This window comes from Streptomyces sp. NBC_01320, from assembly GCF_035974375.1.
GTDB classification, from domain to species: Bacteria; Actinomycetota; Actinomycetes; order Streptomycetales; family Streptomycetaceae; genus Streptomyces; species Streptomyces yanii.
Genome location: NZ_CP108390.1, coordinates 8108180 through 8122864 on the forward strand (window position 1 = coordinate 8108180; position 14685 = coordinate 8122864).

12 protein-coding genes are annotated in these 14685 nt (G+C 70.5%); 5 read left to right on the top strand and 7 right to left on the bottom strand.

The features are described from left to right. The first annotated feature begins 109 nt into the window (after positions 1-109). Genes OG395_RS36900 through OG395_RS36915 form a run of 4 tightly spaced genes read left to right on the top strand, consistent with a single transcriptional unit; the run spans position 110 to position 4103 of the window. Complete coding sequence (locus tag OG395_RS36900) at positions 110-1453, top strand: MFS transporter (protein ID WP_327246807.1); 1344 nt, start codon at positions 110-112, stop codon at positions 1451-1453. Next, on the top strand, positions 1450-2649 hold the full coding sequence (locus OG395_RS36905) for a GAF domain-containing protein (protein ID WP_327246808.1): 1200 nt from the start codon (positions 1450-1452) through the stop codon (positions 2647-2649). Before OG395_RS36900 ends, OG395_RS36905 begins: the two co-directional genes overlap by 4 nt. Continuing rightward, positions 2646-3551, top strand: coding sequence for a polysaccharide deacetylase family protein (locus tag OG395_RS36910; RefSeq protein WP_327246809.1), 906 nt, complete (start codon positions 2646-2648; stop codon positions 3549-3551). Before OG395_RS36905 ends, OG395_RS36910 begins: the two co-directional genes overlap by 4 nt. 33 nt (positions 3552-3584) lie before the next feature. Continuing rightward, the gene (locus OG395_RS36915) at positions 3585-4103 is read left to right on the top strand and encodes a GNAT family N-acetyltransferase (RefSeq protein ID WP_327246810.1); all 519 of its coding nucleotides are present in this window, start codon (positions 3585-3587) and stop codon (positions 4101-4103) included. 43 nt (positions 4104-4146) lie between these two features. Here OG395_RS36915 and OG395_RS36920 read toward each other — a convergent pair whose 3' ends face one another. Continuing rightward, the gene (locus OG395_RS36920; protein ID WP_327246811.1) at positions 4147-4776 is read right to left on the bottom strand and encodes a TetR/AcrR family transcriptional regulator; all 630 of its coding nucleotides are present in this window, start codon (positions 4774-4776) and stop codon (positions 4147-4149) included. Positions 4777-4917: 141 nt separating this feature from the next. Here OG395_RS36920 and OG395_RS36925 point away from each other — a divergent pair, with 141 nt between their 5' ends. Further along, a complete protein-coding gene (locus tag OG395_RS36925) occupies positions 4918-5688 on the top strand; it encodes an SDR family NAD(P)-dependent oxidoreductase (RefSeq protein ID WP_327246812.1) in 771 nt (256 codons plus the stop codon). A gap of 31 nt (positions 5689-5719) precedes the next feature. On the opposite strand, the gene OG395_RS36930 is transcribed toward OG395_RS36925, so the two are convergent. The 6 genes from OG395_RS36930 to lpdA all read right to left on the bottom strand — a co-directional run bounded on the left by OG395_RS36930 (position 5720) and on the right by lpdA (position 14307). Then, positions 5720-6241 (bottom strand): DUF4240 domain-containing protein, encoded by a 522-nt coding sequence (locus tag OG395_RS36930; protein WP_327249572.1) that lies wholly within the window; start codon positions 6239-6241, stop codon positions 5720-5722. 61 nt (positions 6242-6302) lie between these two features. Next, on the bottom strand, positions 6303-7274 hold the full coding sequence (locus tag OG395_RS36935) for a helix-turn-helix transcriptional regulator (RefSeq protein WP_327246813.1): 972 nt from the start codon (positions 7272-7274) through the stop codon (positions 6303-6305). A 135-nt stretch (positions 7275-7409) separates the two neighbouring features. Then, on the bottom strand, positions 7410-10079 hold the full coding sequence (gene aceE, locus OG395_RS36940) for a pyruvate dehydrogenase (acetyl-transferring), homodimeric type (RefSeq protein ID WP_327246814.1): 2670 nt from the start codon (positions 10077-10079) through the stop codon (positions 7410-7412). 258 nt (positions 10080-10337) lie between these two features. Beyond that, positions 10338-10961, bottom strand: coding sequence for a GntR family transcriptional regulator (locus OG395_RS36945; protein WP_327246815.1), 624 nt, complete (start codon positions 10959-10961; stop codon positions 10338-10340). Between the two features lie 145 nt (positions 10962-11106). After that, the gene (gene sucB, locus OG395_RS36950; RefSeq protein ID WP_327246816.1) at positions 11107-12858 is read right to left on the bottom strand and encodes a 2-oxoglutarate dehydrogenase, E2 component, dihydrolipoamide succinyltransferase; all 1752 of its coding nucleotides are present in this window, start codon (positions 12856-12858) and stop codon (positions 11107-11109) included. Between the two features lie 60 nt (positions 12859-12918). Beyond that, the gene (gene lpdA / locus OG395_RS36955; protein WP_327246817.1) at positions 12919-14307 is read right to left on the bottom strand and encodes a dihydrolipoyl dehydrogenase; all 1389 of its coding nucleotides are present in this window, start codon (positions 14305-14307) and stop codon (positions 12919-12921) included. Between the last annotated feature and the right edge of the window lie 378 nt (positions 14308-14685).

Genomic DNA, 14685 nt, shown 5'->3' on the forward strand with positions numbered 1-14685 from the left:
ACCCTTGACGACTTCGTGAAGCGTCTGCATTCTTTGGTATACCAAAATGCGGAACGGCTCGGCCGGAGCCGCTGCTCACCCTGTCCGATCAGTGATTCGAGGGTTTGCCATGACCAGTACGTCCCGCACCTCAGCGACCGCGGGCAGAGCCGGCACATCCGGCGCCCGCCCGGCGGGCGACGGTGCCCGCCCGACCCGGGTGCGCTGGAAGATGTTCGTCCTGCTGCTCGGCGTCGTCGCGCTCAACTACATCGACCGGGGATCCGTCTCCGTCGCGCTGCCGCTGATCACCAAGGACCTCGGTCTCTCCAAGGAGACGACCGGCTTCCTGCTCAGCGCGTTCTTCTGGACGTACGCGCTGATGCAGATCCCCAGCGGGTGGCTCGCCGACCGGTTCGGCGCCCGCCGCATGGTCTCCGGCGCCTGCGTCGGCTGGGGAGTCGCCCAGGGGCTGACCGCCGCCGCCGGCGGCGCGGGCTCACTGCTCGGCTTCCGGCTGCTGCTCGGCGCCGTCGAAGCGCCCGTCATGCCGGCCGGCGGCAAGCTGAACGCCCAGTGGCTGCCCGCCAAGGAGCGCGGCCGGGGCGCGGTTCTCCTGGACGGCGGCGCCCCGCTCGGCGCCGCGCTCGGCGGCATCGTGATCTCCATGCTGATCGGCTGGACCGGTAGCTGGCGGATCAGTTTCCTCGTCGCGGGCGTCCTCACCGTCGCCGCCGGCCTGTACGCCGGCTGGTACATCCGCAACACGCCCGCCGAGCACCCCGGCGTCAACGCCGCCGAGGCCGCCTACATCGAGCGGGCACACGCGGAGGAGGACGCCGCGGGCCCCGCTGATGTGCGCACCGGCCTGCTGCCGTACCTCAAGTACCGCTCGTTCTGGGCCATGTGTCTGGGCTGGATGGGCTTCAACGGCGTCTTCTACGGACTGCTGACCTGGGGCCCGCTCTATCTCTCCGAGTCCAAGGGCTTCGACATCGCGACCATCGGCTGGTCGACCCTGGCCATCTTCGGCGCGGGCTTCGTCGGCGAACTGATCGGCGGCTGGACCTCCGACCGCTGGAAGGCCAAGGGCGCCGGAGCCAACACGGTGATGCGCACGATGATGGGCGTCGCCGGGATCGCCGTCGTCTCCGGACTGCTCGGGGTGGTGCTGGTGCCCGACGCCATGACGGCGGTCGCGCTCCTTTCCGTCGTCCTCTTCTTCCTTCGCTGGGCCGGTCTGTACTGGTCGCTGCCGTCCGTGCTCGCCGGACGGGCCAACGCCGGAGTCGTCGGCGGAGCCATGAACCTCTCCGGCAACATCGCCGGGATCATCACGCCGATCGCGGTCGGCTTCATCGTCGGCGCCACCGGCTCGTACACCTGGGCACTGCTCTACTTCGTCGGCGCTGGCGTGCTGTTCACCGTGTCGTCCCTGGTCATCGACTACAGCAGGAGGCTCGCCGTCCGATGAAGACCACCACCGGCAGTTCCCGCCGCATCCGCATCGGGATGCTCACCCCGTCCTCCAATACCTGTCTTGAGCCCGTCACGTACGGGCTGCTCCACGGCACGGACGTGGCCACCGCCCATGTCGCCCGCGTCCCGGTCACCCGGATCGCCCTGGACGAGGGGTCCGACGCCCAGTTCGACCCGGCGCCGATGCTCGCCGCCGCCCGGCAGTTGGCCGACGCGCAGGTCGACGTCCTCGCATGGAACGGCACCTCGGGCTCCTGGCTGGGCCCGGACCGGGACCGCGCCCTGTGCGCCCGGATCACCGAGGAGACCGGCATCCCCGCCACCACCTCCACTCTCGCGCTGCTCGACGCCTGTGCCGCGTACGGCGTGACCAGGCTCGGGCTCGCCCTCCCGTACACCCGGGACGTCGCCGACCGGATCGTGCGCCGATACGCGGATGAGGGCCTGGACTGCACGCTCGCCGAACCCTTCGGTATCAGCGACAACGAAGCCTTCGCCCGTATCCCGGCCGCGGACGTGGCCCGGCAGATCGAGGCGGCGGCGCCCGGTATGCACGCCGTCGCCGTCGTCTGCACCAACGTGTACGGGGCGGACGCCGCCCGGCAGCTCGAACCGGCCCTGGGAATACCGGTGTTCGACAGCGTCACCGCGACCCTGTGGCAGGCTCTGCGCCTGGCCTCCCCGGATACCGGCGTCCCCGCCCTGCCCGGCCATGGCGACCTGCTCCGCTCGGGCGCCCTGCGGGCGCACTTCCAGACCGTCCTGCGAACCCTGCTGGAGACGACCGGCGCCGACCGCACCACCCTCCGTCTCGACCTGCCCGCACACGGACTCGGCGTCGACCTGACCGCCGCCGAGGCGCTGCGCGAAGGCGTACGGTCCATCCGCCGCGACGCCTCCCTCGACCAGCGCCGGCTGAACACCGTCGAGTGGCTGGAGCGGCAGCGGATCCCCCTGGTCCAGCCGCACTTCGAGGCGATCCCGCATCCGCCCCAGGCGCTCGTGGACGTGTACGGGGTGCACGCCCAGATGCTCTCGCCCCTCGTCCGCGACGACCGGATGACCGGCTGGATCTCCGTGCACAGCCGGGACGAACGCGACTGGACCGAGCGGGACACCGCCGCGCTCCGGGCCGCGACGGACGACGTACAACACCTCCTCGACACCGACCGGAAGGCATCCGCCGCATGACCAAGGACATCAAGATCGCGCTCGGCGTGGACGTGGACGCCGTGGCCGGCTGGCTCGGCTCCTACGGCGGCGAGGACTCGCCCAACGACATCCAGCGGGGCGTCTTCGCCGGTGAGATCGGCACCCCGCGACTGCTCAAGCTCTTCGAGCGGTACGGGATCCGGACCAGCTGGTTCATCCCCGGGCACTCCATCGAGACATTCCCCGAGCAGACCCGCATGGTCGTCGAGGCGGGGCACGAGATCGGCGCGCACGGCTACTCGCACGAGAACCCCATCGCGATGAGCCCGCAGCAGGAGGAGGACGTACTCGCCCGCTGCGTCGAACTGATCGAGGAGTACACCGGCCGCAGGCCACGCGGCTATGTGGCGCCCTGGTGGGAGATGTCCGCGTACACCGCCGAACTCCTCCACACCTACGGCTTCAGCTACGACCACAGCCAGAACTACCGCGACTTCACGCCCTTCTACGCCCGGGTCGGCGACAGCTGGACGAAGATCGACTTCGCCAAGGAGGCCAAGGAGTGGATGAAACCCCTCGTCCACGGCCACGAGGTCGACCTCGTCGAGTTCTGCGGCAACTGGTACGTCGACGACCTGCCGCCCATGATGTTCAACAAGCACGCGCACAACAGCCAGGGGTACGTGAGCCCGCGCCAGCTGGAACAGGACTGGCGCGACCAGTTCGACTGGGTCCACCGCGAGCTCGACTACGCGGTCCTGCCCATCACCCTGCACCCGGACGTCAGCGGCCGCCCGCAGGTGCTCCTCATGCTGGAACGCTTCATCGAGTACGTCTCCGGGCACGAGGGAGTCAGCTTCTGCACCCTGGAGGACGCGGCCGATGACTTCCGCCGCCGCTTCCCGTTCGGCTCCGCCGAGCGCCCGGCAGATATGCGATGACGTGACCGGGCGGGTCGTGGCACAGTGGCGCCCATGCCCGAGCTCCGCACCCGCACCGTGCGACCCGCCGTTCTCTCCGACGACACCGCTCTCGGGGAGCTCGACCGGGCCACCTGGTCGACCCTCCACTCCGTGCAGCCGCGTCCGCACCCGCCGTACGAACCGTTCTTCGACGACGGCAGTCGGCCCGAGCACCTGCTTGTGGCCGAGGCGGAGGACCCGGCGGGCGATATGCGCATCGCCGGCTACATCCGGGTCGTCGCGCCGACCCCGCTCGCCTGCAACACGCATGTGCGCCAGATACAGGGCCTCGCCGTGGCCGACTGGGCGCGCGGCGGCGGTGTCGCCCGAGGGCTGCTGCGGGCCGCGTCGGCGCTGGCCCGCAGCGAGGGGGCGAACCGGATGACGCTGCGGGTGCTCGGACACAACGCGCCCGCCCGGGCGCTGTACGCGTCGGAGGGGTTCGTCGTCGAGGGGGTGCTGCCCGGTGAGTTCTTCCTGGGCGGGCGCTACGTCGACGACGTGCTGATGGGTCGCTCGCTCGCCCTGTGACGCCGGGAGCCCGCTCGCTGTCGTGCACCAGGCCGTCACCGCCTCACCCCTTGAACAGCCGCATGCCGCCCGTGAGTTCGTGCAGGCAGCGCACCGCGAGAACGGCGGGGGAGCCGGCCCCCGTCGTCGGCGCGTCCGTGACCGCCCAGGCCTCCAGCGCCACCCGCACCGCGTCAGTGGCGGCCGCGGCGGCCAGCCGGACCTCCAGCGGATCCGCGCCCTCACCGGCCAGCCGTGCCAGCACCGGCAGCAGCCGCTCCTCCGAATCCTGATTGACCCGGTACCAGACGGCGCGCAGCGCCGGATCGTCCTGTGCCGCCCGCAACAGACCGCGTGTCCAGCCGAGCTGCTCCGTGGCGTGCTCGTCGCGCGGGCTGAGTGCGTCCGTGACCGCACCCTCCAGCGCCTCGGCCGGCGGGACGCCCGGACCGGTCGCGTCGAGCAGGGCGCGCCAGCGCTCGGCGCCGCCGGAGAGCAGTGGTCCCACCGCGTCCTGCTTGGAGCGGAAGTAGCGGTAGAAGGTGCGCAGCGCGACGCCCGCCCGGTGGGCGATGTCCTCCGCCGTGGTGCCGTCCGGCCCGCGCTCGGCGAAGAGCGCGGCGGCCGCGCGCGCGATGTCCAGTTGGGTCGCGGCCTTGCGGCGCTCGGTGAGGGACGGCTGCTGGTGGCTCATTCCCGCAGATTACCCGGGCCGGGGTTCCTTCGTACGGAAGAGAAGTGCACGGAATGTCGTTCTGGCAAAACGTGCCACCCAGGCGTACGGTGGATGCGAATCAAGAGAGTCGTCGGGGGACTCGGAACCAGGAGTGAACACATGAACCGCTACGAAGGCCGCCGCGTACTCATCACCGGTGGTGGCTCCGGCATCGGACAGGCCACCGTTCACCGCGTACTCGCCGAGGGCGGCGTGGTCGTCGCCGCCGATGTCAACGAGGCCGGGCTGAAGGCCACGTACGACACCGCTGTGGCGGGCGGCGTCGCGGAGAGGCTCACCACCGCTGTCCTCGACATCTCGGACGAGGCCGCGGTCCGGGCCGGTGTCGCTGACGCCGTGGCCGCGCTCGGCGGCCTCGACGTCCTGGTCAACGCGGCGGGCATCCTGCGCTCGGAGCACACGCACAGGACGTCGCTGGAGTTCTTCAACAAGATCCTCGCGGTAAACCTCACCGGCACGTTCCTGATGATCCGTGAGGCGATACCGGCGCTGCTGGCGGGCGACAAGCCGGTCGTCGTGAACTTCTCGTCGACCTCGGCGAGCTTCGCGCACCCCTATATGTCGGCGTACGCGGCGAGCAAGGGCGGCATCCAGTCGATGACGCACGCACTGGCGAGCGAGTACAGCAAGCAGGGTCTGCGCGTCGTCGCCGTCGCACCCGGATCGATCTCCTCAGACATGACCAGCGGCAACGGCCCGGGGCTGCCGGCCGACGCGGACATGTCGCTCTTCATGAAGCTGTCCCCGGCGCTGGGCGAGGGCTTCGCCAGCCCCGACACGGTGGCGGGCGTCGTAGCGATGCTGGGCTCCGAGGACGGCGCGTTCATCACGGGTACGGAGATCCGCGTCGACGGCGGCACCCACTTCTGAACCCGGGTGCCCACAGCGGGGGCGGGGCGGCTCAGCCGGAGCCGAACCGCTCCCAGAGCAGGGGATAGCGTCCGGCCAGCGCCGCGTCGTCCTCGAAGCGGACGGGGGCGCCCTCCGGCTCGGCGGCCTGCGGCGGAAGGCCGAGGTCCGGCGTGACGACGCCGGTGAGCTGTTCGTACGCCTCGTCGGCCGCATAGCCGAGATCCTCGGCGTCCCCGTCGATCTCCTCGTCGAACTCGTCGAGGAGTTCGGCGAGGCTGTCCGGATCGTGCAGAGCCCCCTCGAAGACCTCCCGCCCCTGGCCGATCAGCCAGCACCGGAAGAAGTCGAAGGCGTCGTCGCTCGCGCCGCCGAGCAGCACGGCGGCGGCGCCCCACAGGTCCCAGCGGTACGCGCGGTTGTAGCGGGCCTCGAAATGCCGCGCGAAGTCCAGCACGGATTCCGGATCGAGCTGCACCAGCCGGTCGACGAGCAGGTCGGCATGGTCCTCGGGGTCGCCGTCGGCGGCCTCGCGGGTGCTGTCGATGATCTCCCAGAACTCCGTCTCGTCCATCACGGGTCAAGCATCGGCCTTGGTGGCAGGCGATGCACGCGGAGACACCGAAAAGAAGCCTTCAACGATAGAGGTCGCTCAGCCGTTCGGCGGCAGCGGCGAAGCGGTTCCGCAACGCGGGCGGTTCGAGAACCTCCAACTCCGGCCCCAGGGACAGCAGCTGGTCGTAGGCGACCTCCAGGGACTCCACGGGCAGGGTGACGGTGCGCCACCCGTCGGTGCCGGGCGGCCCGGCCGAGTCCAGGGCATTGCGGACCGCCGAACGGTCCATGGTGTGCGGCAGTCGGCCCACCCCCGCCTCCGACACCCGTACCGTCACCTCGGTCCGCAGGATCGAGCGGGCGAACTGCGCGGCGTGCTCGTCCCAGAAGCCCGGCAGATCGAAGTCGTCGTCGCGTACGAACCGTTCGTCCGACACGGCCACGGCGGTGAAGCGGTCGATCCGGTACACCCGGAAATCCGTCCCGGCACGGGCGCACACGTACCAGACCCCGGCCTTGAGAACGAGTCCGTACGGTGCCAGCTCCCGCTCGACCTCGCCGCCCGCACCGCCGCGCCGGTAGCGCGCGCTGACCATCCGGTCGTCCCAGACGGCCTCCGCGACGGCGGGCAGCAACTCGGGCGTGACGGGCTCCTGATACCAGCCGGGTGCATCCAGATGGAAGCGCCGGGCGGCGGTGTCGGAGGCGTCCCGCAGCGAGGGCAGCAGTGCGGCGGTCACCTTGAGCCGGGCCGCGGACGCGGCGTCCTGGAGCCCCATCTCGCGCAACGCGGACGGCAGCCCGGAGAGGAAGAGCGCCTCGGCCTCGCTACGGGCCAGCCCGGTGAGCCCGGTCCGGTACCCGCCGACGAGCCGGTAGCCGCCGGCCCGGCCCCGGTCCGCGTACACGGGAACCCCCGCCTCGGAGAGCGCCTGGGCGTCGCGGGTGACGGTCCGTTCGGACACCTCCAGCTCCCGGGCGAGCTCGGCGGCGGTCATGGCGGACCGGGACTGAAGGAGCAGCACCATCTTGATGAGCCGGGCAGCACGCATGGGGACAAGTCTGCCCTGCCCTCCATGGCCGGGCGGGCGCGCAAAAATGCCCTCCGTCTCCGGACAGGCTCGAAGATCAAGCCCGCCCGGAGACGGAGGGCGGCACGGCGGCCGGGCGTACCCGGCCGCCTCACCTCACAGCCCGTACTTCTCCCGGGCCTCCTTGACCGCGGACGCGGTCACCTCGCCGCGCCGCGCCAGCTGGGCCAGTGCCGCGACCGTGATCGACTGCGCGTCGACCCCGAAGTGGCGGCGGGCCGCGTCACGCGTGTCGGACAGACCGAAGCCGTCCGTGCCGAGCGAGGACCAGTCCTGCTCCACCCACTGGCTGATCTGGTCCGGCACCTGCCGCATCCAGTCGCTGACCGCGAGGACCGGGCCCGGTGCGCCTTCCAGAGCCTGGGTCACGTACGGCACCCGCTGCTCGCCGTGCAGCAGCGCCTCGTCGCACTCCAGCGCCTCGCGGCGCAGCTCACCCCAGGACGTGGCGGACCAGACGTCGGCCGTGACACCCCAGTCCGCGGCGAGCAGCTGCTGGGCCTCCAGGGCCCAGTGGATCGCCGTGCCGGAGGCCAGCAGCTGCAGGCGCGGCGCGTCCGCCGTGGCGGGCGTGCCCTCCTTGAAGCGGTAGAGGCCCTTGACGATGCCCTCCTCGACGCCTTCCGGCATCGCGGGCTGCGGCTTGGGCTCGTTGTAGACCGTCAGGTAGTAGAAGACGTTCTCGGCCTCGGGGCCGTACATCCTCCGCAGACCGTCCTTGACGATGACCGCGATCTCGTAGGCGAACGCCGGGTCGTAGTTGAGCGACGCCGGGTTGGTGGCCGCGATCAGGTGCGAGTGGCCGTCCGCGTGCTGGAGTCCCTCACCCGTCAGCGTCGTACGGCCCGCCGTGGCGCCGACGATGAAGCCCTTGCCGAGCTGGTCGGCGAGCTGCCACATCTGGTCGCCGGTCCGCTGCCAGCCGAACATCGAGTAGAAGATGTAGAAGGGGATCATCGTCTCGCCGTGCGTCGCGTATGACGTGGAGGCGGCGATGAAGTCGGCCATGGCCCCGGCCTCGGTGATCCCCTCGTTGAGGATCTGGCCGTCCTTGGCCTCCTTGTAGTACATCAGCTGGTCGCGGTCGACCGGCTCGTACGTCTGGCCCAGCGGCGAGTAGATACCGGCCGACGGGAACAGGGACTCCATGCCGAAGGTACGGGCCTCGTCCGGGACGATCGGAACCCAGCGCCTGCCGGTCTCCTTGTCCCGCATCAGGTCCTTGACCAGGCGGACGAAGGCCATCGTGGTGGCCATCTCCTGCTTGCCGGACCCCTTCTTCAGCGCGGCGAACGCCCGCTCCTCGGGCTCCGGCAGTGCCACCGCGTGCACCCGGCGGGCCGGGGCGGGGCCGCCGAGGGCGGCGCGGCGCTCCTGGAGGTAGCGGACCTCGGGGGAGTCCGCACCCGGGTGGCCGTAGGGCACCAGGCCGTCGGCGAAGGCGCTGTCCGGGATCGGGAGTCCGAGCAGCTCACGCATGCCCTTGAACTCGTCGATCGACAGCTTCTTCATCTGGTGGTTGGCGTTCTTGGACTCGAAGCCCTTGCCGAGCGTGTAGCCCTTCACCGTCTGGGCGAGGATCACGGTCGGCGCGCCCTTGTGCTCGACGGCCGCCCTGTACGCCGCGTACACCTTGCGGGCCTCGTGGCCGCCGCGGGAGGTGTAGAAGCACTCGGCGATCTTCGCGTCGGTGAGCAGCTTCGCCAGCTCGGCGAGCGCCGGCTCGGCGCCGAAGAAGTGCTCGCGGATGTACGCGACGTCGCGGGTGGCGTACGTCTGGAACTGGGCGTCCGGGACCTCCCGGAGCCGACGGACCAGCGCGCCCGTGGTGTCCAGCTGGAACAGCTCGTCCCAGGCGTTGCCCCAGAGCGTCTTGATGACGTTCCAGCCGGCCCCGCGGAACGCGCCCTCGAGCTCCTGGACCACGCGGAAGTTGGCGCGGACCGGACCGTCGAGGCGCTGCAGGTTGCAGTTGATGACGAAGGTCAGGTTGTCGAGCTGCTCACGCGCCGCGAGGGCGAGGGCGGCGGTCGACTCGGGCTCGTCCATCTCGCCGTCGCCCAGGAAGGCCCAGACATGCGAGTTCGACGTGTCCTTGATGTTGCGGTTGGCCAGATAGCGGTTGAAGCGCGCCTGGTAGATGGCCGAGAGCGGGCCGAGGCCCATCGACACGGTGGGGAACTCCCACAGCCAGGGCAGCCGTCGCGGGTGCGGGTAGGACGGCAGACCGTCGCCGCCCGACTCCTGGCGGAAGTTGTCGAGCTGCTGCTCGCTGAGCCGGCCGTCGAGGAAGGCGCGAGCGTAGATGCCAGGGGAGGCGTGGCCCTGGACGTAGAGCTGGTCGCCGGAGCCGTCCCCCTCCTTGCCGCGGAAGAAGTGGTTGAAGCCTGTCTCGTACAGCCAGGCGGCCGAGGCGAAGGTGGCGATGTGGCCGCCGACGCCGAACCGGGAGCCACGGGTGACCATCGCGGCCGCGTTCCAGCGGTTCCAGGCGGTGATCCGGGACTCCATCTCCAGGTCGCCGTCGAACGCGGGCTCGGCGGCGGTCGGGATGGAGTTGACGTAATCGGTCTCCAGCAGCTTGGGCAGCGCGAGACCGGCGCCCTCGGCGTGCTGCAGCGAGCGGCGCATCAGGTACGCGGCGCGGTGCGGGCCCGCGGCCTTGGTGACGGCATCGAGGGAGGCCGCCCATTCGGCGGTCTCCTCCGGGTCACGGTCCGGGAGCTGGTCGAGCTCGCTCGGAAGCTTTCCTACGGGGTCGGTCATGATCGCCGCCTTCCGGAGAGGAGGGGGGTGGAGAAAGGCCCTGACTGGCAGGACAGGGCAATGGGGCCGGTGGGCCCGCGGAGTGAACTGTAAGGCGCTGATCGATGATCGATCAAAGGATGAAGAGCAAAACTTCTCGATATGAAGAAATTGGCATCCGGTGCCCTGTTTCGCGGCACGGAGTGACGTCGGAAATGGGATGAAACCGGGCGCTCGACTGCACGGTTGAGCGCCCGACCACGCATCTGCTTATCTGCCTCAGGCCCGCGGCGCGCACCCCAGGACATGCGCCTTCACCAGCAGGCCGATGTCCGGGTCCTTGCGCAGAAACGCGTCGATGAGCGCCTCGTGCTCCTCCGCGTACGACTTCTGCACCGTCCCCAGCCACCGGATCGAGAGCGCCGTGAACACCTCGATGCCCAGCCCCTCCCAGGTGTGCAGCAGTACGGCGTTCCCCGCGGCCCGCACCAACTCCCGGTGGAACGCCACCGTGTGCCGCACCTGCGCCTCGCCGTCGGCCAGCCGGTCGGCCTCGTACAGCGCCGCCACATGCGGCGACAGCCGCGAGCAGTCCTCGCCGAGCGCCGGAGCCGCCAGCTCCGCCGCGATCTGCTCCAGACCGGCCCGTACCGGGTAGGACTCCTCCAGGTCGGCGGCGGTCAGATTCCGGACCCGTACGCCCTTGTTGGGCGCCGACTCGATCAGCCGGAGGGTCTCCAGCTCCCGCAGCGCCTCGCGTACGGGTGTCTGGCTGACCTCCAGCTCCGTGGCGATCCGGCGCTCCACGATCCGCTCGCCCGGCTTCCAGCGCCCGCTGACGATCCCGTCCACGATGTGCTCGCGGATCTGTTCGCGCAGCGAGTGGACGACGGGCGGGGTCATGAGGGCTCCTTCGGGGAAACCGGTGCTGCCGATCCGACCGGTGCGGGCGAGGCAACCGGTGGTGTCTAGACAATACGGCGGCGCCCCCGTCCGGAAGGGTTCCGGACGGGGGCGCCGCTGGTGAGGCTGGTTACAACCGTGGTGCTCAGAGGCCGAGCTCGACCTCGAACTCGCCGGCCTCCAGGATCGCCTTGACCGCAGTCAGGTAACGGGCGGCGTCCGCACCGTCCACCAGACGGTGGTCGTAGGAGAGCGAGAGGTACGTCATGTCGCGGACACCGATGACGGTGCCCTCGGCGGTCTCGATGACCGCCGGACGCTTGACGGTGGCACCGATGCCCAGGATGGCGGCCTGGTTCGGCGGCACGATCACGGTGTCGAACAGCGCACCGCGCGAGCCGGTGTTGCTGATGGTGAAGGTGGCACCGGACATGTCGTCCGGCGTCAGGCCGCCGCCGCGGGCCTTGCCGGCCAGCTCGGCGGTCTTCTTCGAGATACCGGCGATGTTCAGGTCGCCCGCACCCTTGATGACCGGCGTCATCAGACCCTTCTCGGCGTCCACGGCGATGCCGATGTTCTCCGAGTCGAAGTACGTGATGGTGCCCTCGTCCTCGTTGATCCGGGCGTTGATGACCGGGTGGGCCTTCAGCGCCTGGGCCGCCGCCTTCACGAAGAACGGCATCGGGGACAGCTTGACGCCCTCGCGGGCGGCAAAGGCGGCCTTCGCCTGGTTGCGCAGCTTCATCAGCTTCGTGATGTCGACCTCGACGACCGAGGTCAGCTGGGCCTGCGAGTGCAGCGCCTTCATCATGTTGTCGCCGATGACCTTGCGCATGCGGGTCATCTTGACCGTCTGACCGCGCAGCGGGGACGCCTCCAGCTTCGGCGCCTTCGCGGCTGCCGGGGCAGTCGCGACGGGGGCCGGAGCGGCAGCGGCCTTGGCGGCCTCCGCGGCGGCGACGACGTCCTGCTTGCGGATACGGCCACCGACGCCGGTGCCCTTGACCGCACCGAGGTCGACACCGCTCTCGGAGGCGAGCTTGCGGACCAGCGGCGTGACGTACGCGCCTTCGTCGGCGGCCGCGGCCGGAGCCACCGGGGTGACCGGAGCCGGAGCGGCGACCGGAGCCTGGGCGGCCACGGGCGCCGGGGCGGCGGGTGCCGCCGGAGCCGGAGCGGCCACAGGGGCGGGGGCTGCGGCGACCGGAGCCGGGGCAGCCGGAGCCAGGGCAGCCGGAGCGGCCACGGGGGCCGGAGCGGCCGGAGCCGGGGCAGCCGCCGGGGCGGCACCCGCGGCACCGATGACGGCGAGCTTCGCGCCGACCTCGGCGGTCTCGTCCTCGGCGACCACGATCTCCAGCAGCACACCGGAGACCGGGGCGGGGATCTCGGTGTCGACCTTGTCCGTGGAGACCTCGAGCAGCGGCTCGTCCTCCGTGACCTCCTCGCCGACCTCCTTCAGCCAGCGGGTGACGGTGCCCTCGGTGACGCTCTCGCCGAGCGCCGGGAGGGTGACGTCCGTACCGGTGGCGCCACCGGCCGGGGCAGCAGCCGGAGCCGCGGCCACAGGGGCCGGGGCAGCGGCGGGGGCCTCCGCGACCGGCGCCGGGGCGGCCGCGGGCTCGGCGACCGGAGCGGCGGCCGGGACGGCTGCACCCCTGCCGTCGTCGATGACGGCCAGCTCGGCGCCGACCTCGACGGTCTCGTCCTCGGCGACCTTGATGGACGCGAGGATGCCGGCGGCGGGCGCCGGGATCTCGGTGTCGACCTTGTCGGTCGAGACCTCGAGCAGCGGCTCGTCGGCCTCGACGCGCTCGCCCTCGGCCTTCAGCCAGCGGGTGACAGTGCCCTCGGTGACGCTCTCGCCGAGCGCCGGAAGGGTTACGGAAACCGACATGGTTTCAGTTGCTCCTTACGAAAGTGCGGAAGTAGGTCGGTCGTCGCGCCCGGGACTGGATCAGTCGTGGGAGTGGAGGGGCTTGCCGGCCAGGGCCAGGTGGGCCTCGCCGAGCGCTTCGCTCTGCGTCGGGTGGGCGTGGATGAGCTGCGCGACCTCGGCCGGCAGCGCCTCCCAGTTGTAGATCAGCTGGGCTTCGCCGACCTGCTCGCCCATACGGTCACCGACCATGTGGACGCCGACCACGGCACCGTCCTTGACCTGGACGAGCTTGATCTCGCCCGCGGTCTTGAGGATCTTGCTCTTGCCGTTGCCCGCAAGGTTGTACTTCAGAGCGACGACCTTGTCCGCGCCGTAGAGCTCCTTGGCCTTGGCCTCGGTGATGCCCACGGAAGCGACCTCGGGGTGGCAGTACGTCACCCGGGGGACACCGTCGTAGTCGATCGGGACGGTCTTCAGACCGGCCAGCCGCTCCGCCACCAGGATGCCCTCGGCGAAGCCGACGTGCGCGAGCTGCAGCGTCGGGGCCAGGTCACCCACGGCCGAGATGGTCGGAACGTTGGTCTGCATGTACTCGTCGACGAGGACGTAGCCGCGGTCCATCGCGACGCCGGCCTCCTCGTAACCCAGACCCTGCGAGACCGGGCCGCGGCCGATCGCGACCAGCAGCACCTCCGCCTCGAACGTCTTGCCGTCGGCGAGGGTCACGCGGACACCGTCCTGCGTGTACTCGGCGCTCTGGAAGAACGTACCGAGGTTGAACTTGATGCCGCGCTTGCGGAAAGCGCGCTCAAGAAGCTTCGAGCTGTTCTCGTCCTCGACCGGAACGAGGTGCTTCAGGCCCTCGATGATCGTGACGTCGGTGCCGAAGGACGTCCACGCCGAGGCGAACTCGACGCCGATGACGCCGCCGCCCAGGACGATCGCGGACCTCGGGACGCGGTCCAGCTTCAGCGCGTGGTCCGAGGAGATGATCCGGTTGCCGTCGATCTCCAGGCCCGGCAGCGACTTCGGCACGGAGCCGGTCGCCAGGAGCACGTGGCGGCCCTGGATGCGCTGGCCGTTCACATCCACCGAGGTGGGGGAGGAGAGCCGTCCCTCACCCTCGACGTAGTGCACCTTGCGGGAAGCGATGAGACCCTGCAGGCCCTTGTACAGGCCCGAGATCACGTCGTCCTTGTACTTGTGGACGGCCTCGATGTCGATGCCCTCGAAGGTGGCCCTGACGCCGAACTGGTCGGCCTCGCGTGCCTGGTCGGCGATCTCGCCGGCGTGCAGCAGCGCCTTCGTGGGGATGCAGCCGTTGTGCAGGCAGGTGCCGCCGACCTTGCCCTTCTCGATCAGAGCGACGTCCAGGCCCAGCTGCGCTCCGCGCAGGGCCGCGGCGTAACCGCCGCTACCACCGCCGAGGATCACTAGGTCGAAAACGGTGCTGGCGTCGTTCGCCACGTCACGTCCTCCATGCATGTGCGCCGTACGCCGGGCCCCGTCGCTGGGGGATGACCGGCCGGTCGGCTGGTGTTCGGCCGCTTTTGTTATTCGGCCCTGTGGTGGGGGCCCTGTCCTGCCGAGAACCCATCTTCGCACTTGTTGACGGTGGGCGGGACGCGGGGCCCGGGTCCGAGACGGATGATCATCCGTTCCGGATGGTTACTGCTGCGTAGAGATTGGTAGGAGCGACGCGAAGCGCCGCGGTGGAAGGGTGGTGGTGGGAGACGGGTGGGAGTGCGGATTTCGTTGAGAGCGAAACCTGCGCGCATCGTGAGTCCATGCCGACCAGTGAACACGTACGGCCCCGGACGTATGCCCGGGGCCGTACGCACGGAG